A 19,838-nucleotide genomic window follows, 5' to 3' on the forward strand; every position below is an offset into this window, starting at 1 on the left:
GCCCTAATTATGGCTCACGCGAGCACCGAAACCTAAGCGTCTTGGTCAGAAACTCGAAATTCTTTGAGCTCGGCGGCGACGGAGGCTGGCAGGCGGACGTCGACAAGCGTGCCCTCCCCCGTGTAGTCCTCGCCGCGCACGGTGCCTTGGGTGTGGATGCGATCGATCACGTCCCCGCGGGTAAACGGCACGAGAAGCCGCACGTGTTCATCCTGAGAGTTGAGGAACAGCTCCACGCGCGTGGTGAGCTCATCAATGCCCTCCCCCGTCTTGGCGGAAACATACACAACGTTGTCGCGGTCGAGGACGTGACGCAGTTCCGCCAACACCAGCGGATCGGCCTGGTCAATCTTATTGATCACGACGATCTCCGGCGGTGCCTCCTCACCGGTCTCCTTCACGATGTCATAAATGACCTGGTTAACGGCCTCTATCTGCTTCAGCGGGAAGGGATCCGACCCGTCCACCACGTGCAGCATCAGGTCTGCTGCGAGGACCTCCTCCAAGGTGGACTTGAAGGCTTCCACCAACTGCGTGGGCAGATGGCGCACGAACCCAACGGTATCGGTGAAGACGACCTGGCGGCCATCGGCAAGCTCGGCGCGGCGAGTGGTGGGATCCAAGGTCGCGAACAGCGCGTCCTCCACCAGCACGCCGGCACCCGTCATTGCATTAATGAGGGAGGACTTGCCAGCGTTGGTGTAGCCGGCGATGGCGATCTGAGGGATCGTCGATGACGCACGGCGCGAACGCTTAATCTCACGTGCCGTTTTCATCGCCTTAAGCTCCTTGCGAAGCAGGGCCATCTGCGTGCGGATGCGGCGGCGGTCCGTCTCAATCTTGGTCTCACCGGGACCGCGCAGACCAACACCGCCGTTGGAACCAGCACGGCCGCCCGCCTGGCGCGAGAGGTTTCCACCCCAACCACGGGTATGGGTATAGAGGTATTCCAGCTGCGCGAGCGAGACCTGGGCCTTGCCTTCCTTGGACTTGGCGTGCTGCGCAAAGATATCCAGGATGAGCATGGTGCGGTCAATGACCTTGGTGTTGAGCGCACGCTCCAGGGCAGAGAGCTGACCGGGGGTTAGCTCGCCATCGCACACCACGGTATCCGCGCCAGTAGCAGCCACGATGTCCTTGAGCTCGTTCACTTTTCCCGAACCGATATAGGTGCCTGGATCCGGTTTATCTCGCTTCTGGTACAAGGCTTCGACGACTTCGGCTCCCGCGGTTTCCGTCAGAGCGGCTAACTCCGCCATCGTGGCCTCAACCTCGGCCACGGTACCTTCGGTCCACACTCCCACGAGCACCACTTGCTCAAGGCGCAGCTTTCGATACTCCACCTCGTAGCCATCGGTGGTGTCTTCCGCGCGGATGGTGGTCTCACGGTTTACTCGCCGGAAGGCGTTGCGCTCCGCAAGGTCGAGATCACCGGTAGTTGGCTCCTGTGAATTGGGCGCCGGCTCACCAAAAGCCTGCGCGAGGAGATCATCATGGGTTTCTTTTGTCATATGTCCCCTATTCTTGCACGTTGTCCCTCTCAACTGGGAATCTCCGCTTCCTGTTCCCACAGACTTCCGCAGCACGGTGACGTATCAGCGCTGGTTTTTGAGTCCCCTCTGAGACAGATACAATGGTGCGCATGACCGTGAAAGAAACCTCCCACCCAGAGATGCAGGCCATCGGCCTCAACTACGAGCGCTGGCAGGACGCCGTTGAGGCAGCCATTTCCAGCAATCAACTGGCAGTGACCGGGGAGGTTCGCGGGGGACAACTTATCCAGTTCGCGGATCCTTCCGGCGCGCAACTCAATATCCTTGCCGTCGAGCCTTTCGCCACCTTCATTGGTTTCGAGGGCGTTACCCAGGGCTTCGCCCACGTGTCGATGATTAATGATGTCTTGGCTTTCCTGGACATCATTGATCCTTTCGGCAACGTGCTCGCGCAGGCGACGGCAAATCTGGCGCAGGGCCCGCTCCTCGCTGACGAAGACACCCAGCAGTGGCAGCAAGTAGAGCTCACTGCGATGGGTCTCAACGTCTCCGCATTCGACAGCACAGACGCCTACGAAGCAGCGAAGGGAAGCTACCCGGCCACGTTTGAGTCCGTGGGTGCGGACATTGTCGCGGCTGGTTCCGGCGCCGAAACCCCCACCCCGCGCTGCACCTTTGCCGCACGGGTCATGGAATCCGAGTGGCGCCACAACCAGCTCACCGGTGAACGCTTCATTCATCTGGTCATGGATGGTGCATTCCCCTTCGATCTCTGCTTGCCCGAGAGCTTTGGAGACCTCCCGGTAAAGGATTCCGTTCTTGCGGGTTCGGCAATGCTGACCGCCTCGATCGCGCTGCCCACTGGTGGCTGTGGCGGCGAAGGCGGGTGCGCCTGCGGCTCCGGCGGCTGCGGCGGTCACTAGAACTTCCGTAGAGTAGTTCACATGAGTTTTTCCGCATCTCAGCGTCGCGGCCTCGCGCTGCTTCTCGCCGTGGTTACCGCTGCGGTGTTGATTCTGACGCTGAAGCTGCCGGGGGTTATCCTCGCCGCGTTTGTGTGCGCAGCGCTGTGGCTCTTTGCCGACGCCCGCCCCAACGCCTCGGAACATGCAGCACTGCGGGCTTCTATTGCGCTCACGGTGGAGGACATCACGGGAGTGCTTGAGGATTACGCGACGTTTGCCACGAGCGACGACGCAGAGTCCCTCGCCGACCGCACGTTGCACCGCCCGGCGCTTGTCGACGCCGACTGCGCCAACCCCGCCATCGAAGCGTTCCACTACGAGATGCATGGCGCGCAACGCTTCTTACGCCGCCTCGACGCTCGAGTAAACTCGCCGAATGCCGAGACAAGTGAGCTTGAATCCCTGCTCAAGGTAGCCGATGAGCGCGCCGCCGAGCTCAAAGAAGCCTGGCTCGCCGCCCGCCGCGCCGCCTTGGCCTTGGGAACCAATTACGAAAAGGAGGACGGACGCTAAACGCCGTCCTGAAAGCCCTATAGTGACGTTTCACCAGTTGCCACGATGCGCGAAGGGCCCGTCAGCGTGGAACCGTCCTCGGTGATTTCTACCTGGACCTGGCCGCCGGGGACGATGACGCGGACGCTACCGGTGATGCGGGAGGCGTCGGCAAGCGCGGCGCACGCTGCCGCCACCGTCCCGGTGCCGCACGAACGGGTCTCGCCCGAGCCGCGCTCGAAGACGCGCATGTGAACCGTTCCGTCCTCCAAGGGCGTGACCAGCTCAACGTTGACGCCAGCCGGGAAGAAGTCCGTATCAAATACCGGTTGCTCGAGGCGCTTTCCAGCCAATTCCTTTGCGCTAAGGTCTGGGATAACCGCCGCCAAATGGGGATTTCCCACGTCTACGCCAAGGCCGGCAAAGCTCTCCCCCGCCATCGACGCTGTGGAGACGCCGAGCACCTGTGCTGGGCCCATCTCCACGCTGACTTCGGCCGCCGAGTCGTTGAAGGAGTGCACGGTCACCTGCTTGGCTCCGGCGCGTGTGCCCACGGTGAAGGTGTCCGTATCCACCAACCCCCGGGAGCGGACCCAGTGCGCGAAGACCCGGGTGCCGTTGCCACACATCTCCGCAATCGAGCCATCTGCGTTGCGGTAGTCCATGAACCAGTCCTCCGCAGCGATGCCCGGCGCGAGTTCCTCAATCTCCCCATTGGCAAGCAGCTGACCGGCGCGGATAACGCGCAGCACGCCGTCCGCACCGATTCCCGCACGACGGTCACACAGAGCCACTACCTTTTCCGGCGGCAGCGCTTCTGTTCCTTCCACAATGACGAAGTCGTTCTCAGTTCCGTGGCCTTTTGCAAACTTCATAGGTTTAAAGTCTACTGTCCTTCCACGATACGCAATGCCTGCGGCGTCGTCTCGGCCGCAGCATCGAGCCACTGGATCCGCTTGTCGCGGTTGAACCAGGAGCGCTGGCGGCGCACATAGCGGCGGGTTCCGGTAATGGTGCGCTCCACTGCTTCTTCCCATGTCAGCTCGCCGCGCTGGGCTTGCAGCACCTGTGCGTAGCCGATCGCCCGGCCTGCTGTGGAGTCAGCCTTCAGACCGTGGGCTTGGAGGTTTTCGACTTCCTCCACGAGCCCTTTATCGAACATGAGGCGGCTGCGCAGCTCAATGCGTGGGTTCAGCCAGCTGGAATCCGTGCGCAGACCGAGGATTATCGTCCCCCACCGGGGCGGGGCGTTCTTCGGTGGCTGGCTGGCTTTGAAGGGCTTCCCAGTTAGCTCGATAACCTCCAGCGCGCGCACGGTGCGGCGCGGGTCTTTGTCCTCGATGATGGCTGCGGCCGCTGGGTCCACAGCGGCCAGCTCCGCGTGCAGGGCATCGGTACCAATCTCTTGGCGCCGGGCCTCCCAGCGGGCCCGCACCTGCGGGTCAGTGGGTGGGAACTGCCAGTTATCCACGAGCGATTGGATATACAGCATGGAGCCGCCCACCAGAATCGGGGTTTTACCGCGTGCACGGATGCCGTCAATATCCGCGATGGCGGAGGCCTGATAGCGCGCTACCGACGCCGTTTCCGTCACGTCCCACACATCGAGCTGATGGTGCGGAATGCCTTCGCGTTCCTCCATTGTCAGCTTGGCTGTGCCGATATCCATGCCCCGGTAGAGCTGCATCGAGTCGACGTTGACAACTTCCCCGTCGAGCTCGTGGGCCAGGGCTACCCCGAGCGCTGATTTCCCGGAGGCCGTCGGCCCCACCACCGCGATAGGGGTTGGGCCGGGTGCTTGAATTTCAGGCATTAGCACTGCCACCCCGCCACATAGCGTCCTACCCCCAGGGTTGAATCCGCCGCCCGCAGTTCCGCGTGACGCGGGTGCACGCTTGCCAACCGTGCCCAGAGGCTCGTCTCGAGCACACCGGCAGCGCGGAGGCGCTCTTCGTCGCAGTGGCCTTCCCCTCCCGCTAGGATGCTTTCGCACCACAGGTGTGCATCCCGTGCGCCATCGACAAGCGCAAGCGGCGCGCGCTCGGTCAGGCCGGCCGAACCGTCAACACAGACCACAGTCAAGCGCCCGGGGCGGACCTCACCGAGTTCAGCGCGAGAATCCTCCACCACGAAGCCCGGTTCATCGGAAGTGAGATTAAGCGCACGGCTAAGCACGTAGCGGGCCATGATTTCCGGAAGGAAATTCCCGCCGCCGACATTGACCTGTGGTGCTCCCCATGCTTTCAAGCTCCCTGTGTGCTCGGTACGCCAACGCACGTCGCACGATCCCACAATGTCCACCTGGAGGGGGCTGCTGCCGCTCACGCGTGCGGCATCACGGACCAGCTCGCACGCAGCACTGAGCAGCGCACGCGAGGCATCGTCGCTGGGTGAGAGTTCTTCCGCCAAGGCCGGTGAGGCTGGCATAATCATGAGATTCTGCATCGACTCCCATCCTATAAGGTTAGTTTTTCGGGGTTAACACGCGGCTGCGCGGCTGAAACGGTAGTGTTGTGTGACATAAGTTCTGGCAGCCGTGTCGCGCGGCGCGATAGTACCGAAGGTGGTTTCCTACCATGTCCGCTATTCCTTCCCCTGGAGCCATGCCCCGCAAGGGTTCTCGTCCCGGCCCAACTCCGTCCGCCCCGGCAGCTCGCCCGGTGCAGCCCGTGAAGAACGATCCCACTCAGTGGGGCCGCGTTGATGCTGATGGTTCGGTGTATGTCAAAGCACCCGAGGGCGAACGCAAGATCGGTGAATGGCAGGCCGGTACTCCCGAAGAAGGCCTAGCGCATTTTGGCGCGCGCTACGATGATCTGTCTACCGAGATCGAGCTGCTGGAATCCCGCCTGAATGCACATCCGGGCGATGCAGCATCGATTAAGGCTACCGCGGCAGAGCTGCGGGAATCCCTGCCCACGCAGGCGGTGATTGGTGATATTGCAGCCTTGGATCAGCGCCTAGGCACCGTCATCGAGCATTCTGTGGAGGCCGGCGAACAAGCACAGGCCGATAAGGCCCGCCGCCGCGAGGAGGCAATCGCAAAGAAGGAGAAGCTCGCCGCAGAGGCCGAGGACATCGCCGCTAACTCGACGGAGTGGAAGGCCGCCGGCGACCGAATCCGCGCCATCCTCGAGGAATGGAAGCAGATCCGCGGCATCGACCGCCACACGGATGATGCCCTGTGGAAGCGCTATTCCCGCGCCCGGGATTCCTTCAACCGCCGCCGCGGCTCGCACTTCGCTGAGCTCGACCGCAACCGCGCTGCTGCCCGCGCCAAGAAGGAAGAATTGGTTGAGCGCGCAGAAGCTATCAAGGAATCCACCAACTGGGGTGAGACGGCGCGCGCTTACCGCGACCTCATGACGGAGTGGAAGGCCGCTGGCCGCGCGCCGCGCGAGATTGATGACAAGCTCTGGGCCCGCTTCCGCGCCGCGCAGGACCACTTCTTTAATGCCCGCAACGCCGTCAACGATGAGCGCGACAAGCAGTTCGCAGAGAACGCCGCCGCCAAGGACGCACTCATTGCGGAATATGACTCCCAGATTGATCCCACCAAGTCGCTCGACGCGGCGAAGGCCAAGCTGCGAGAGCTGCAAGAAAAGTGGGAGGAGATTGGTTTCGTCCCACGCAATCAGGTGCGCGAGTTCGAGGCTAAGATTTCCGCTCTGGAAAAGCGCGTAAGCGATGCCGAGGATTCAGAGTGGCGCCGGACCGATCCGGAGGCCCAGGCCCGCGTGGCTCAGTTCCAGGCCAAGGTGGATGACTTCACCGCTCAAGCAGAAGCAGCTGAGGCCAAGGGCAATACCAAGAAGGCAGAGGATCTGCGTGCCCAGGCGAAGCAGTGGCAGGAGTTCGCGGATGCCGCCGCGGCTGCTGTCAACGGCAAGTAAGCGCGCCGCGTAGCCTGAGTGTTCGTTCACATCGTCGCCCCGCCGGGCTCAGCACACGCTGAGCCGGCTGACTGTCTCCGCAGCTTCGTCTTCGACGCTAACCTTGCCGCACAAGAGGCCAGCGGTGATCCTGCAGCCAGTGGCTCTCCGCGTCGCGTGCTCCAGCGTCTCCAAGGTTCTACGGAGTCACGCACCTACCTCGTTGGTCTGACAGACTCCGTCTTGGGCCCAGCTGGAGAGTTGGGCTTGCCGGTTATTTCGGCCGCCGAGCCCAGCCCGGAAATTGACTTCGACGGTTTCATCCACATCTCGCTTCCGCTTTTGGAAGAGACAGATAACGCCGACATCGAGTGCGTCCTCGCCGCCGATCTCCTCCCGCTGCCTGGAGAAGAGCTGGAGCCGGAAGCCCTCGAGGTCACGCGGATCTTGGCCCGCGAAGCCCTCCGCCTTACCCGCCAGCTAGGCCGCAAGAATGCCCAGGTTGGCATGCTGTACCCGCCGGACGCGGACTACTCATACGATCCGATGTCGCAGGCCTACCTCGAACTGGGCTTTCGCCAGAAGCACGCCGAGCGCCAGATGTACATCGACATCGCTGCCACCTCCCCGGTCCTCGGCGCGCACGTCTGGCCGGACTACGACATTCCGGATGCACTGCTTGACGACGTCCTCCGCTTGCTCACCCTCGCCTCCACCGACGCGGTCTACGGTGACTTGAGCGTCGAGCCCATCGTGTGGACGCGGCAGCGCCTCAAGGAGGCTCACGCCCGACTGCGCTCCCGCGGAGCGCACACTCTGCTCGTGGGTATTCTCGACCGAGGTAAAGTCGTCGCCCTCACGGAGCTCTCCCGTCACGGCGATGCAGACCCCGAGGTGTGCGAGTGGACGCTTACAGTGACTGACCGTGAATACCGACGCCGCGGGTTCGCCACGCGCGCCAAACAGCACGCTCAGTACGCAGTGGCGCACCACTGGCCCACCGTGCGCCGTGCGTATTGCTCAGTGGCCCAGGCCGATCCAGCGATGAACGCGCTGTATGCCCGCCTCGGGGCGCACGTCATTTCCGCCAGCAGCGCCTACGAGCTCACTGTATAAACGGGGTAGTCGGTATAGCCGCGCTCCCCTCCCGTGTAGAACGTTCTCTCATCCGGCGCGGTGACAGGCAATTCCTCCTGCCAGCGGCGGACTAGGTCCGGATTCGAGATGGCCAGCCGCCCCACCGCCACGGCATCGCCGTGCTGCACCAGCTGCTCGGCCTCCTCCCGCTGGGTGATACGACCAAAGCCTGAGTTGAGGATGACGCGTGTCTTCCCGTTGGCGCGAACATGAGTGCTCAGCTCGGTGATGAGCTCACCAGTGGGCTCTGCGTGAAGGAAAGAAACATAGGCCAAGCCGAGGTCTTCGATGGCGCGAAGCAGCCCACCATAGGTGGCGCGCACATCCTCAGTATCGCTTTCCTCAATGCCTTGAATATTGTTTTGCGGCGATAGGCGCAGCGCAAGGCGGTCCGCGCCAATCTCTTCAGCCACCGCACGCAGGATCTCCTCCACAAGACGGTAGCGCTTCTGCGGGCTTCCGCCATAAGCATCGTCGCGGTGATTCGAGCTCGGGGAAAGGAATTGATGCAGGAGATAGCCGTTGGCACCGTGGATCTCTACGCCATCCATGCCTGCGTCAATGGCGTTGCGTGCGGCTTGCCGGAACTCATCGATGATGCGCGGCATCTCTTCACTATCGAGTGCTCGGGGCACTGGGCACTCCTTACGGGATTCGAAATCTCTCACCGCAGTGCCGGAGGCCAGCGCGGAGGGAGCTGCCGGCTCCGCTCCTTCAAGAAGGCTGGCATGAGACAAACGCCCGCCATTCATTACCTGCATGAAGATGCGCCCGCCGGAATCGTGAACGGACTTCGCCACGCGACGCCACCCAGCTATCTGCTCTGGTGTCTCGATACCAGGCTGGCCTGGGAAGGCACGGCTGGTCACCGCTGGGAACACACCTTCTGTCACGATAAGCCCCATGGAGGCGCGTTGCGCGTAGTACCTCTCGTGCAACTGCGTGGGGACACCGTCGCGACCTGCGCGCGACCGGGTCAAAGCCGCCATCGTCACGCGGTTTGGAAGCGTTAGTCGTCCCAGTTCTAAAGAGTCAAAGAGTGTAGCCATGCACTCCACAACACGAATCTAGGAACGCTTATTCCTCGCCCTGCTGGCTCCGGTGGCGTGAGGCGGCGCGTGAGCGGCGGTCGTCGATAAGCAGCGGGTTCTGTTCCGCTGGAAGCGCGGTCGCGGCTTCGTTCTGCAGGACTCCCACGTGGTCAAGCTGCCCCGAGACTTCACGGACACGCTCCGCGGCGGCTAGCTGCTCAGGGCTGCGGCGCAACGCCACTTGGCAGTACACCAGGAAGGCCACCAACGTAGACACAGCGCCCACGTACATGCCAATAGATGCCCCCTCAGCGGCACCGCCGCGGTACCAGAATCCCCACAAGTTAACGAAAAAGGAGATGGTCACCATCATCCATGCGGCGAGAGCCACAGACGTCCGCCGCGTAAGGATCGTAGCGGTAGTCAGAATTCCCACGCCACCCAACGCTAACCAGGCGCTAACGGTCTCCATAAGTGAAATTCGCACTCCCTCGGCGGTTCCGCCTACGAAGAGTGCTTCCCATCCACGGGCGTCACCGGCATAAGGCAGAACCAGATACGCTACCCACGCCACGACAGACACGATGAGCGCATATTTGTGCTTTCCCAGTTCGATGGTCTTCGCCGCGCGCTTTTCTGCGGCGACAGCATCGCGCACCTGCTTCAAGTCATCACTCATAGAATCGGAGCCTACTCCCTTCTAGCAGCCACAGGAATCAGCGGGAGCGCTGGGCTTGCCGACGCCCGGCAGCCCCAACCCCACCCCAATCGGCGCCGTGGTCGGGGTCTGCCCCGCAGCCGACATGTCGCCGGCCTTGGTGCGGCGGTGCTCACTGACACCGGAATCGGCCACGAGGAAGAAGGAACCCGCATCCGTCACGGTGGTGTGCACGACATCGCCAGGGCGAATCTCCGTGGAGATGTCCTTGCCCTCACCATCGACGGGAGCAAAGTGAACGAGGCGGCCATCGCGAGCACGACCGGTAAGGCGGTGGGTCTCGGCGGACTTGCGGCCGCCTTCCGCCTGGACCAGGAGCTCCACATCGGTGCCGATGAGCTTCGCATTCTCCTCGGCCTGGATGCAGTCTTGCAGCGCTACAAGGCGCTCGAAGCGCTCCTGCACTACCTCCTTCGGGATCTGGTTCTCCATGACCGCAGCCGGGGTTCCCGGACGCGGCGAATACTGGAAGGTAAACGCGGAGGCGAAGCGGGCGCGACGCACCACATCCAGGGTGGCCTCAAAGTCCTCCTCCGTCTCACCGGGGAAGCCCACGATGATATCGGTGGTGATGGCGGCGTGCGGCATTTTCTCGCGCACTTCGTCGAGGATGCCCAGGAACTTCTTCGTGCGGTAGGAACGGCGCATGTCTTTGAGGACCTTGTCGGAGCCAGACTGCAGCGGCATGTGCAACTGCGGGCACACAGCCGGAGTCTCCGCCATGGCATCGATGACGTCGGAGGTGAACTCTGCCGGGTGCGGGGAAGTAAAGCGCAGGCGCTCAAGCCCCTCGATCTTGCCCACTTCCCGCAGCAGCTTGGAAAAGGCGAAGCGGTCTCGCGGCAGGTCCGGGTCAGCGAAATTGACGCCATAGGCATTGACGTTTTGGCCCAGCAACGTCACCTCGGACACGCCCTGCTCCACCAAGGCCTGAACCTCTGCGAGGATGTCGCCAGGGCGGCGGTCCTCCTCCTTGCCGCGCAGGGAAGGAACGATGCAGAAAGTACAGGTGTTATTGCAGCCCACGGAGACCGATACCCACCCGGCATAGGCGGACTCGCGCTTGGCCGGCAGCACGGAGGGAAAAGCCTCAAGCGCGTCGACGATTTCAACCTGGGCCTCATCATTGTGGCGAGCGCGTTCAAGAAGTGTCGGCAAAGCCGCCATGTTGTGGGTGCCGAATACCGCATCGACCCACGGCGCATGGTCAAGGACTGTGTCCTTATCCTTTTGCGCCAAGCAGCCGCCCACAGCGATCTGCATGCCGGGGTGGTTCTCTTTCGTCTTCTTGAGCGCACCTAGGGTTCCATACAAACGCTTGTCGGCGTTCTCACGCACAGCACAGGTGTTGAAGACTACGAGGTCAGGCTCGGCGCCATCCGGTGCCGCCGAGTAGCCGGCTTCCTCGAGCAAACCGGAGATGCGCTCGGAGTCATGAACGTTCATTTGGCAGCCGAAAGTCCGCACCTCATAGGTGCGGGGCTGGCTATTGATTTCGGGGGAGCTCACGGGGGGACATTCTAACTGGCCCATCCGGCTACTCATAATGCCTTTAATTCGGCGATGCGCGCATCAAGAGCCTCGATGGATATGCGCATGACAAGTTCCTGGTTGTAGCCGCGCCGCGCGAGCGTTCCCACGATGCGGCGCAGGAATTTGTCCCTTTCATGCCGGTCGGCCGGAACCTTTTTAAGCGTCCGCGCCTTCTTCTCCGCGACCTGGCGGGCGACGGCCTCTTCAGATTCGTCTGTAATCTGCTCTAAGGCTGCGGCCCGATCAGCGGCATCAACGCCCTTCTCCTTGAGCTCCACGTTGAGGGCGCGGGACGACTTGCCGCGCCGCGCATGACGCTGGCGAACCCATTCCTTGGCAAAGCTCGCGTCATCAACAAGGCCGACATCTGCGAGGTCATCAACAACTTCCTCGACCACGTCGGGCTCGAAGTCCGCAGCAACGAGGCGGTCACGCAGTTCCTTGCGGGAACGCGCTCTCTGGTCCAGCAGACCGAGCGCACGAGAACGCACGGGAGCCTTCGCAGCTTCGGCTTCTGCGTCAACTAGCTGTCCGCCCGCGTCACCTGATTCATAGGATTCGAGGGCCTGGCGCAGCTTCTCAATCTTCTCCGATGAGGGTTGTGCCATAGATCCCGTTTAGTCGTCGTCGAAATCGACGTTCGGAACCAGATCCACAGACTCATCCGTCAGCGGATCATCTGCTCCTGGCACATCCATGGCCACGTTGTCGCCACTCTCGGCAGCGGCAGCACCCACACCGAGCTTGACGAAGATCTTCTTCTCAATCTCATCCGCCAGATCCGGATTATCCTTGAGGAAGTTACGAGCCTTCTCCTTGCCTTGGCCCAGCTGGTCACCCTCATAGGTAAACCAGGAACCAGACTTCTTGATGAAGCCGTGTTCGACGCCCAAGTCAATAATGGAAGACTCGCGCGAAATACCTTCGCCATACATGATGTCGAACTCAGCGATCTTGAACGGCGGGGAGACCTTGTTCTTTACAACCTTGAGCTTGGTGCGGTTACCGATGGCATCCTGACCGTCCTTGAGGGTCTGAATGCGGCGAATATCGCAGCGCACCGAGGCGTAGAACTTCAGCGCCTTACCGCCAGTCGTGGTCTCCGGCGAACCAAACATCACGCCGATCTTTTCACGCAGCTGGTTGATGAAGATGGCGGTGGTCCCCGAGTTGTACAGAGCACCCGTCATCTTACGCAGCGCCTGGGACATGAGACGAGCCTGGAGGCCAACGTGGCTATCACCCATCTCACCTTCGATCTCCGCCTTGGGGGTCAGCGCAGCAACCGAGTCAATCACGATGATGTCAATAGCACCAGAGCGCACGAGCATATCGGCGATTTCCAAAGCCTGCTCACCAGTATCTGGCTGGGAGACCAACAGGTTATCGGTATCAACGCCAAGCAGACGTGCGTACTCCGGATCGAGAGCATGCTCAGCATCGATGAAGGCCGCAATACCGCCAGTCTTCTGCGCCGATGCAATCGCGTGCAGAGCAACGGTAGTTTTACCCGAGGATTCCGGACCATAAATCTCCACGATACGGCCACGCGGGAAGCCGCCGACGCCCAATGCGATATCGATGGCCGTATTACCGGAGGAAATAGCCTGGATTGGCGGGCGATCATCATCACCCAGGCGCATAACGGCACCCTTACCAAAATCCTTCTCAATCATCGCCATGGCAGCGTCAAGGGCTTTTTGACGATCATCGCCCTTGCTCGCTGCCGAGGACTTCTTCTTCGTAGCCATTCATTTCCTCACTATCGTGCGTCAGTTGTAGTGCGTTCTTACGCGTTAATTAAAGCTGGCACCTAATTAGACTGCCACGTGGCAGCTGAGGTTCCCTGGCGCGACTCAAACAGCCTTAGCGCCCTCTCCTCAAGCCACGAAGTCACCCTAACGTGCCCGCCGGACCACGTCCCACAATACACACACAAGTGTTCGATTTTCCATTTCGCCCAAGCGCGTGTCCCAGCGACAGCCTCCACTACTGAAGCACCCAAGGACCGTCCTGCTCTTGCCGCGAGAAGGTCACCTTCTCAGCAGTCTGAAGAACGGCCACCTCCTCCCCTAACGAGCTGCAGACATCCAGGTCATCGAGGTTAGCCCTGCTACTCATATACTTGGAATACCCCGACCCTTGCACATCACGGTACAGCTCAACGCTACCCGCCGCCGGTGGCACCCACTCATCATCCTCATCTGTACCTCCCTGCCAGGTTCCATCGCTGGCGGCGAGGACATCCCTTTCGGTAGCGCCAGGGCAAATAATGATCACCCGTTCATACTCCGAATCGAAGATGTCACCGATCGGCATGTCTACGCTTCCCGGCTCCCCTTCCTCGACCCCAGCGGCCTCATCGATATTTTCGATGACGTTCGCGGAATTCACCAACGAACATCCAGCTAGGCCGCCTATGGCCACACCGGAAAGAAGTGCTACTACCCCATAGCGCGCCCTAAGGCACCCTAAACCCTTAAGCCACGCTTGTTTCTGCCCAATTTCCATGCACCAAAGATACCCCGTTCGGGATGGATGCGCTGCCCAAAATGCATGCTTGAACACTGTTCAAAAGGTACTATTTGCTGCACAGTTATCCCACTGGATAAACTTTGGCCCATGAAAAAGAATTCCGTCGCGACTGACATCGCGTACGTCGCGGTCTTTACCGCACTCATCATAGTCTTTGCTTTTGTCTCTATTCCTACTCCCACCGCGGGCGTACCCATCGTTCTTCAAAACGCGGTCATCATTCTCGCAGGCCTAGTGCTCGGCGGCCGCCGCGGCCTCTTCGTAGGCCTACTCTTCATTGCCCTCGGCCTCGTCGGCCTTCCCATCCTCGCCGGCGGACGTAGCGCGTTGAGCGCTCTCGCCGGCCCCACGGTTGGCTACCTCGTTGGTTATGTGGTCGCCCCGGCCATCGCCGGACTCATCGCCTACCGCGCCCCGCGCAACAAGGGTGGAATGACGCTCATCCTCGCTATCGCCGGCGTCGTTGGCCTCGCCGTCCAGTACTTCTGCGGAATTCTCGGCCTGATGTACCGCTCTGACATGTCCTTCGGTGCAGCCACCATCGCCCAAGGGCCATTCCTCATCCCCGATCTCATCAAGGTCGCCGTAATGGTTGTCATTGCGGTCGGCGTCCACGCAGCGTTCCCAGACCTGATGGGCCGACGCACCGCTAAGGCGAAGTAGCTCCCGTGCCGCTCATTGAATTCCGTAACGTGTCCGTCACCTTCGACGAGACGCCGGTGCTTAACGACGTTTCCCTCAACTTGAGCGAACAACGCATCGGCATCATCGGCGCCAACGGCGGCGGCAAGTCAACCCTCGTCCGGCTCATCAATGGTCTCGGTGAGCCCTCACGCGGTGAGGTCTTGGTGGACAACATGGACGTCGCCAAGCACGGCAAAGAAATCCGGCGCCGCGTGGGATTCGTGTTCTCAGACGCCGAGAACCAAATCGTCATGCCGCAGGTACGCGATGACGTGGAATTCTCCCTGCGGCGCCTCAAGCTGCCTCGGGAGGAACGCACCGCGCGTGTCGACGCCGCACTCGAACGCTTCGACCTCGACGCCCTGGCCGAGCAATCCCCACACTCGCTCTCCGGCGGGCAGAAACAGCTCCTTGCGCTGGCTGCGGTGCTGGTCATGGAACCGACCGTTATCATCGCCGACGAGCCGACAACCCTGCTCGATCTTCGCAACCGTGACCGCATTCGCCGCGAGTTCGCCAGCCTGGAGCAGCAGCTGATCGTCGTTACTCACGACCTCGACTTCCTCTCCGACTTTGACCGCGTTCTGTGCATTGACGACCACCACGTAGCCGCCGATGGAACACCCAACGAGGTCATCCCCTTCTATACGAAGCTCATGGAATCCCGCCCCCTCTAGCGATCATGCCCAAGAACATCCCACTCGGCTTCTATGTCGACGCCGACACCATCATCCACCGCATCCCCGCCGCGGTGAAATTCCTCGTACTCATCGGCTTCATCCTCGTGACTTCGCTGGCCGTTCACACGATCGGCTGGGCAGCGCTAAGCCTCGCTCTCCCTCTTGCCCTCTTCCCCATTGCCCGGGTCCCCTTCCGCGTCGCGCTCGGCCAGCTCGCGCCGCCGCTCTATCTCCTCGTCGCACTCGCTGCTTTTCAGTGGTGGCAGAAGGACTTCACGGAGGCTGCCATCATGTTCCTCACGATTTACGCGGCGATTAGCGCGGCAGTCCTGCTGACACTCACGACGAAAGTCTCGGAGATGATGGACTCCCTGGATCGCGCCGTTGCCCCGCTGGGGCGCCTCGGGGTCCCCGTTGAGAACATCACGCTGGCGATGTCCCTGACTATTCGACTGCTTCCCCTCATGCTGGGAACGGTCGTCGAGGTGCTGGACGCACGAAAAGCCCGGGGTGCCACGGCATCACTAACCGCCTTTGGCACCCCGGTTATCATTCGCTCGATCCGTCGCGCACGCGCCATGGGCGAGGCCCTGCAAGCGCGCGGCGTCGGAGACTAAACTCTATTCACCGCGCAGCTCACGCAGGCGAGCCTGGACGGCATCATCCTGCACGTTCGGCTGAGCCTTAGCTTCAGCCGAACCGATTGCCTGCTGGGAGTTGCCCTCTACAGCCTTCGGATTGTTCATCTCGGCGCGAATCTGCTCAAGACGGGAGTGGCCAGCCAGCTGCACACCGGCCTGCTCAATCTCATGCATTCGGTTCGACACAGAGTTCTCCGCGAGCTCCGCCTGACCCAAAGCCTTGGAGTAGCGGCGCTCAATCTTATCGCGCACGGCATCTAGGGAAGGCGTGTTGCCATTCGCGGTAAGCTCGTTCATCGAGTTAAGGGAGTCGGAGACCTTCTCCTGCATCTTGGCCTGCTCGAGCTGGGACAGCAACTTCGAGCGCTCGTTAACCTTCTCACGCAAAGCCATGCCATTGCGCTCGACGGCCTTCTTAGCCTGCTCCGCCTGCTGCAGTGCCTGATCATGCAGCTTCTTGGTGTCTTCAACAGACTCCTCCGCGGTTACCAGCTGGGCGGCAAAGGCTTCCGCTGCGTTCTCATACTCGGTAGCCTTCTGCACGTCACCCTCAGCACGGGCCTTGTCCGCCAAGCTGAGAGCGTTGCGGGTGTTTTGCTGCAGCTTTTCAATCTCACTAAGACGACGGTTGAGCTGCATCTCCAGCTGACGCTGATTACCAATCACCGCAGCGGCCTGCTGGGATAGCTCCTGGTGCTGGCGCTGCGCGTCCTCGATCGCCTGCTCGATCTGCACCTTCGGATCAGCGTTCTCTTCGATCTTCGAGTCAAAGAGAGCCATCAAGTACTTCCAGGCCTTTACGAATGGATTCGCCATAACAGAAGGTGCCTTTCTCAGCAGTTCGTTGTGTGGATAAATGGGTAATCAGAGTATTCTCTGCCTGCCTAATATTAGCGAAGCAAGGAGAGCTACGCCGCAGTTCTATAACTCGGATGCAGCTGGCGCAGTGGATGCAAGTTCTTCATCCATCGACGGCAACGCCATGTAGCCGGCCGCCTCAATGAGGACATCGGAGACGCTGACATCGAGTGCATGGCAGACAGAGGCCAGCAGCTCGGAGGAAACCTCCTTGCGGCCACGCTCCAGCTCCGAAAGATATCCCGGGGAAACACGCGCCACACCGGCGAGTTCGCGGAGGGTCACGCCTTTATCCGCACGGAAGGCGCGAAGCGTTAATCCGAGGGCCTCACGCAGCAGCGGTTCAGGAGTCCGCGTCGACCGCGCCGGGGACTGGGTGGGTTTATCGAGTAGTGCAACTGAAGTGTTCATCACCCCGTACAACGGCTCAGCAGTCGTACTTGTTCCCACAATCAACTAATTTTCTTCAAGAGTTGATAGGAGAAGACTCAATGCCGCCTCAACGGCAGCGAAACGAATCGCGTTGCGCCCCTCAGCAGGAAGCTCATAAAGGACGCCGCGCTTGGCGACGCCCCCGCCACCCCTCCCGCATAACCCCACGTACACCGTGCCCGCGGGTTTGCCTTCCTGGAGGTCCGGCCCGGCTACACCAGTCAGCCCTACCCCCCAATCTGCACGCGTTTCAACGACCGCCGCCTCAGCCATCTGCGCAGCAGTCGCAGCAGACACCACGCCTTGCTCCTCAAGTTCTTCCACGGTGGTGTTGAGAAAATGAGCCTTGACCTCTGTCGCATACGTCACCAGACCGCCCCGCAACACCGCCGAGGCTCCCGGCACGCTCGCCACAGTGGCAGCGGCTAAACCTGCAGTAAGGGACTCACAGAACGCCACGGTTTCGCCGCGCTCGCGGAGCTTGGACACTAATTGCTTCTCGATGCTCACTGGTTCTCCCTACGGCCATCAATGAGATACTGGATGCCGGTCAGGACAGTAACGAAGGCGGCAGCCAACATGACGAGGAAGCTCGGAAGGTCCATCCACCCCGGCAGCGGACAGAGATACAACGCCACCGCCAAGGTCTGCAGCGCTGTCTTGAGCTTTCCACCTTGGGAAGCCGGCACCACTTTTCCTTGGCGCAGCAAGAAGAAGCGCCAAATAGTAATCCCGAACTCACGGAAAAGAATGACGACGGTGATCCACACGGGCAGAGCACCAGTGATGTTGAGGCACACGAAGGCCGCAGTCATCAGAGCCTTATCCGCGATGGGATCCGCAATCTTGCCGAAATTTGTAATGAGCCCACGCGAGCGTGCAATATCGCCGTCCAGCTTGTCTGTGAGCATGAGGAGCGCAAAGCATACAAAGGCCCACCACTCATGTCCGGCCAGAACCAACCAGGCGAACAGGGGGATAAAGAGGATGCGCAAACTGGTCAAGATATTGGGAAGATTCCAATTGGAGACCTCGGGATTTACATCCGCGGTTTGAGAGTGGTTGTGCGCAGCCTGAGAATCATTCACGCCCTTCATCCTACCGTGGCCTCCCTACCCCTCGCGCGAGCACTACCATGGAAAATATGAAGTACTTCGCTGTCTCCTATGAATACAATCCATCCAACCCAGTCATCGCAAATGTTCGCCCGAAACACCGCGAGTTCATCGGCGCGCTCCATGAGAAAGGCCAGATCTGCGGATCGGGCCCCTTCACCGATTCCAAGGGTGGGGCTCTCATCGTCCTGCAGTTTGAGGACGAGTCAATTGAGGTGGCCGAGGTAATCGCCCTCATGGACCAAGATCCCTTCTACACCGAAGGCGCTGTTACGGGCCGTGCCTTCCGCGAGTGGAATCCCGTTATCAATTCCTTTTAAACTCTTCCCCCCATGCTGCCCGGGACTCGGGCAGCACTCGGAGTTAGGGCAGCTCGGATTTCGGCAGGTCCTCTGCCTTGCCCACAAGCTCTCCCTGCTTGTTACGAACGATCTTGTTGCCAAAATCGTCCCAGTCGTAGTGGTTGTGGGAAATCACCACGCCACCCTGAGTTTGGTCGCGCTTGTCTTTCCACACGGACAGCAACACAGTGATTGCGAGCACGCCGACGATGACCAGCAGCGACATCAGCGTGGAAATCTCCGGCACGGCGGAAACATCCTCACCGCCATTAATAAACGGCAAGTTGTTCTCATGCAATGCGTGGAACAACAGCTTGACGCCGATGAACAGCAGAATGATACCCAGGCCATAGGGCAGGTAAACCAGACGGTCCAACAGGCCATCGATGAGGAAGAACATCTGACGCAGCCCCATGAGCGCGAATGCGTTGGTGGTGAATACCAGGAAGGGCTCCGAGGTAATGCCGTAGATGGCGGGGATGGAGTCGAAAGCAAACATGACGTCGATAAGCCCAATTGCTGCCAGCGCCACGAACAGCGGGGTAAGCGCGAACTTCCCCTTCTTCTCCCCGGACTCTTCACGGTGGGTGAGCTTATCGCCGTGGTAGCGCGGGGTTACGTGTACGACCTTGCGCAGCCATTTGACCACCAACATGTCATTGGGGTCAGTCTCCGGGGCGTCGTTGATCTCATCGATGAGCAGCTTCACTGCGGTGTAAATGAGGAAGATTGCGAAGATGTAGAAGACATCGGACCATGCAGCGATAATTGCCGCGCCCAACAAAATGAAAATGAGACGGAATACCAGTGCCAAAACGATTCCGATGAGGAGCACCTTCTGCTGGTATCTGCGGGGGATTTTGAAGGATCCCATGATGAGCGAGAAGACGAATAGATTGTCCACGCTCAGCGCCTGTTCCGTCACCCAACCGGTGTAGAACTGAGCGGCATGTTCGCTGTCCCACAGCACCCATACAACTCCGCCGAAGACAACGGCGATTGCCATATAGAACAGCGTCCACCCACCGGATTCCTTGAGCGTAGGCTCATGGGGCGAGCGAACGTGGCTGTAGAAATCGAAAATAAAAAAGCCCAGAATCACCACCATGGTGATGGCCCAAACCCACAATGGTACGTGCATAATGCGCTATCCCTCCGGTCGACGCGACAACAAAGACCGGAGGTCTCCCCCGCTAGTGATGCTTACGCAGAGCAACGCTAGCCGGCGCGACCGGGAACTGTACCGCAGTTGCCGTGTTGACGATCGACGCCGAGGATTGGGGTACTCCCCTCCAAGACTCGTCCTATCCT

At 60.7% G+C, this 19,838-nt stretch carries 23 protein-coding genes; 8 read left to right on the forward strand and 15 right to left on the reverse strand.

The window, feature by feature from the left end; genetic code table 11:
* Positions 1-32: 32 nt before the first annotated feature.
* On the reverse strand, positions 33-1,511 hold the full coding sequence (hflX, locus tag HMPREF2822_RS10645; RefSeq protein WP_070524488.1) for a GTPase HflX: 1,479 nt from the start codon (positions 1,509-1,511) through the stop codon (positions 33-35).
* 122 nt (positions 1,512-1,633) lie between these two features.
* Between hflX and HMPREF2822_RS10650 the strand changes: the two genes are divergently transcribed.
* Together HMPREF2822_RS10650 and HMPREF2822_RS10655 are read left to right on the forward strand one after the other, a co-directional pair.
* Positions 1,634-2,416 carry a hypothetical protein gene (locus tag HMPREF2822_RS10650; protein WP_070524490.1) on the forward strand — a complete coding sequence of 261 codons (783 nt, stop codon included), beginning with the start codon at positions 1,634-1,636 and terminating at the stop codon, positions 2,414-2,416.
* Between the two features lie 21 nt (positions 2,417-2,437).
* Positions 2,438-2,971, forward strand: a complete 534-nt coding sequence (locus tag HMPREF2822_RS10655) for a hypothetical protein (protein ID WP_070524492.1) — start codon at positions 2,438-2,440, stop codon at positions 2,969-2,971.
* A gap of 17 nt (positions 2,972-2,988) precedes the next feature.
* On the opposite strand, the gene dapF is transcribed toward HMPREF2822_RS10655, so the two are convergent.
* Genes dapF through HMPREF2822_RS10670 form a run of 3 tightly spaced genes read right to left on the reverse strand, consistent with a single transcriptional unit; the run spans position 2,989 to position 5,395 of the window.
* Positions 2,989-3,825 (reverse strand): diaminopimelate epimerase, encoded by an 837-nt coding sequence (gene dapF / locus HMPREF2822_RS10660; RefSeq protein ID WP_070524493.1) that lies wholly within the window; start codon positions 3,823-3,825, stop codon positions 2,989-2,991.
* Positions 3,826-3,836: 11 nt separating this feature from the next.
* A complete protein-coding gene (gene miaA / locus HMPREF2822_RS10665; protein ID WP_070524494.1) occupies positions 3,837-4,763 on the reverse strand; it encodes a tRNA (adenosine(37)-N6)-dimethylallyltransferase MiaA in 927 nt (308 codons plus the stop codon).
* Positions 4,763-5,395: a hypothetical protein gene (locus HMPREF2822_RS10670; protein ID WP_070524495.1), complete on the reverse strand. Its 633-nt coding sequence runs from the start codon at positions 5,393-5,395 to the stop codon at positions 4,763-4,765. The genes miaA and HMPREF2822_RS10670 overlap by 1 nt, the downstream gene beginning before the upstream one ends.
* 131 nt (positions 5,396-5,526) lie before the next feature.
* Here HMPREF2822_RS10670 and HMPREF2822_RS10675 point away from each other — a divergent pair, with 131 nt between their 5' ends.
* Both HMPREF2822_RS10675 and HMPREF2822_RS10680 read left to right on the forward strand, forming a co-directional pair.
* Positions 5,527-6,843 (forward strand): DUF349 domain-containing protein, encoded by a 1,317-nt coding sequence (locus HMPREF2822_RS10675; protein WP_070524496.1) that lies wholly within the window; start codon positions 5,527-5,529, stop codon positions 6,841-6,843.
* Positions 6,844-6,861: 18 nt separating this feature from the next.
* Positions 6,862-7,938 carry a GNAT family N-acetyltransferase gene (locus HMPREF2822_RS10680; protein WP_070524497.1) on the forward strand — a complete coding sequence of 359 codons (1,077 nt, stop codon included), beginning with the start codon at positions 6,862-6,864 and terminating at the stop codon, positions 7,936-7,938.
* Here the strand turns inward: HMPREF2822_RS10680 and HMPREF2822_RS10685 are convergent.
* From HMPREF2822_RS10685 to HMPREF2822_RS10710, 6 genes are all read right to left on the reverse strand, one after another.
* Entirely contained in the window at positions 7,920-9,008 is a 1,089-nt protein-coding gene (locus HMPREF2822_RS10685; RefSeq protein ID WP_083306846.1) for an alkene reductase, read from the reverse strand. The two genes, HMPREF2822_RS10680 and HMPREF2822_RS10685, sit on opposite strands and share 19 nt — an antisense overlap.
* 28 nt (positions 9,009-9,036) lie before the next feature.
* The gene (locus HMPREF2822_RS10690; protein ID WP_070524499.1) at positions 9,037-9,669 is read right to left on the reverse strand and encodes an Rv2732c family membrane protein; all 633 of its coding nucleotides are present in this window, start codon (positions 9,667-9,669) and stop codon (positions 9,037-9,039) included.
* 21 nt (positions 9,670-9,690) lie between these two features.
* Positions 9,691-11,241, reverse strand: coding sequence for a tRNA (N6-isopentenyl adenosine(37)-C2)-methylthiotransferase MiaB (miaB, locus tag HMPREF2822_RS10695; RefSeq protein ID WP_083299157.1), 1,551 nt, complete (start codon positions 11,239-11,241; stop codon positions 9,691-9,693).
* Between the two features lie 8 nt (positions 11,242-11,249).
* Positions 11,250-11,849, reverse strand: a complete 600-nt coding sequence (gene recX, locus HMPREF2822_RS10700) for a recombination regulator RecX (RefSeq protein WP_070524501.1) — start codon at positions 11,847-11,849, stop codon at positions 11,250-11,252.
* A 9-nt stretch (positions 11,850-11,858) separates the two neighbouring features.
* Positions 11,859-12,992: a recombinase RecA gene (recA, locus tag HMPREF2822_RS10705; protein ID WP_070524502.1), complete on the reverse strand. Its 1,134-nt coding sequence runs from the start codon at positions 12,990-12,992 to the stop codon at positions 11,859-11,861.
* Between the two features lie 238 nt (positions 12,993-13,230).
* Positions 13,231-13,752: a hypothetical protein gene (locus tag HMPREF2822_RS10710; protein ID WP_070524503.1), complete on the reverse strand. Its 522-nt coding sequence runs from the start codon at positions 13,750-13,752 to the stop codon at positions 13,231-13,233.
* A gap of 111 nt (positions 13,753-13,863) precedes the next feature.
* Between HMPREF2822_RS10710 and HMPREF2822_RS10715 the strand changes: the two genes are divergently transcribed.
* Genes HMPREF2822_RS10715 through HMPREF2822_RS10725 form a run of 3 tightly spaced genes read left to right on the forward strand, consistent with a single transcriptional unit; the run spans position 13,864 to position 15,757 of the window.
* Complete coding sequence (locus HMPREF2822_RS10715; RefSeq protein ID WP_070524504.1) at positions 13,864-14,439, forward strand: biotin transporter BioY; 576 nt, start codon at positions 13,864-13,866, stop codon at positions 14,437-14,439.
* A 5-nt stretch (positions 14,440-14,444) separates the two neighbouring features.
* On the forward strand, positions 14,445-15,137 hold the full coding sequence (locus HMPREF2822_RS10720) for an energy-coupling factor ABC transporter ATP-binding protein (RefSeq protein WP_070524505.1): 693 nt from the start codon (positions 14,445-14,447) through the stop codon (positions 15,135-15,137).
* A 5-nt stretch (positions 15,138-15,142) separates the two neighbouring features.
* Positions 15,143-15,757 carry an energy-coupling factor transporter transmembrane component T family protein gene (locus HMPREF2822_RS10725; RefSeq protein ID WP_070524506.1) on the forward strand — a complete coding sequence of 205 codons (615 nt, stop codon included), beginning with the start codon at positions 15,143-15,145 and terminating at the stop codon, positions 15,755-15,757.
* A 3-nt stretch (positions 15,758-15,760) separates the two neighbouring features.
* Here the strand turns inward: HMPREF2822_RS10725 and HMPREF2822_RS10730 are convergent, their stop codons facing one another.
* The 4 genes from HMPREF2822_RS10730 to pgsA all read right to left on the reverse strand — a co-directional run bounded on the left by HMPREF2822_RS10730 (position 15,761) and on the right by pgsA (position 18,168).
* Positions 15,761-16,597 (reverse strand): PspA/IM30 family protein, encoded by an 837-nt coding sequence (locus HMPREF2822_RS10730; RefSeq protein WP_070446724.1) that lies wholly within the window; start codon positions 16,595-16,597, stop codon positions 15,761-15,763.
* Between the two features lie 105 nt (positions 16,598-16,702).
* Positions 16,703-17,050, reverse strand: a complete 348-nt coding sequence (locus HMPREF2822_RS10735; protein ID WP_049157573.1) for a helix-turn-helix domain-containing protein — start codon at positions 17,048-17,050, stop codon at positions 16,703-16,705.
* Positions 17,051-17,095: 45 nt separating this feature from the next.
* Positions 17,096-17,581, reverse strand: coding sequence for a nicotinamide-nucleotide amidohydrolase family protein (locus HMPREF2822_RS10740; RefSeq protein ID WP_070524507.1), 486 nt, complete (start codon positions 17,579-17,581; stop codon positions 17,096-17,098).
* Positions 17,578-18,168, reverse strand: a complete 591-nt coding sequence (gene pgsA / locus HMPREF2822_RS10745) for a CDP-diacylglycerol--glycerol-3-phosphate 3-phosphatidyltransferase (protein WP_198530979.1) — start codon at positions 18,166-18,168, stop codon at positions 17,578-17,580. The genes HMPREF2822_RS10740 and pgsA overlap by 4 nt, the downstream gene beginning before the upstream one ends.
* A gap of 47 nt (positions 18,169-18,215) precedes the next feature.
* On the opposite strand from pgsA, the gene HMPREF2822_RS10750 reads away from it, so the two are divergent.
* Positions 18,216-18,506, forward strand: a complete 291-nt coding sequence (locus HMPREF2822_RS10750; protein WP_070524508.1) for a YciI family protein — start codon at positions 18,216-18,218, stop codon at positions 18,504-18,506.
* Between the two features lie 43 nt (positions 18,507-18,549).
* Here the strand turns inward: HMPREF2822_RS10750 and HMPREF2822_RS10755 are convergent, their stop codons facing one another.
* Positions 18,550-19,668 (reverse strand): TerC family protein, encoded by a 1,119-nt coding sequence (locus HMPREF2822_RS10755; protein ID WP_070524509.1) that lies wholly within the window; start codon positions 19,666-19,668, stop codon positions 18,550-18,552.
* Positions 19,669-19,838: the final 170 nt, after the last annotated feature.

It is taken from the genome of Corynebacterium sp. HMSC062E11, assembly GCF_001811845.1.
Classification (GTDB): domain Bacteria; phylum Actinomycetota; class Actinomycetes; order Mycobacteriales; family Mycobacteriaceae; genus Corynebacterium; species Corynebacterium hesseae.